This window comes from Lonepinella sp. BR2474 (assembly GCF_051851555.1).
Taxonomy (GTDB): domain Bacteria; phylum Pseudomonadota; class Gammaproteobacteria; order Enterobacterales; family Pasteurellaceae; genus Lonepinella.
In genome coordinates this window covers 1-347 of the sequence record NZ_JBPDVH010000030.1, presented here as the reverse complement: position 1 = coordinate 347, position 347 = coordinate 1, and the positions used below count along the sequence as shown (strand labels likewise).

Annotated in this window: 1 rRNA gene; it reads right to left on the bottom strand. The window is 38.0% G+C overall.

Features of this window, described 5'->3' with window-relative positions:
* Positions 1-215 precede the first annotated feature (215 nt).
* Positions 216-347: ribosomal RNA gene (locus ACTG7Q_RS10900) — 23S ribosomal RNA — on the bottom strand; the annotation flags it as partial.

The window sequence follows — 347 nt, the reverse complement described above, 5'->3', positions numbered from 1 at the left end:
GTTCGGCATGGGTTCAGGTGGGGCTACTGCATTATGACCATCAGGATTATTCCTTTGATGATTGGGCGTATTCAATACGACCCTACATTTCTTTTATTCTATTCTTTAAATTTAAAAACAAGCTGTCTGTTTGATTCTCTTTTTTGTCTAATTTTTTAGTTTATTTAATTTTGATTTAGTTTTACTTACTTCACCCAAAAACACTTGAGCGTTGTATAATTAAGCCTCTCGGGCAATTAGTATGTGTTAGCTCAACGGCTCGCACCGCTTACACACCACACCTATCTACGTCTTCGTCTTAAACAACCCTTACCAACTTTAAGTCGGGGAGAACTCATCTCAAGGCA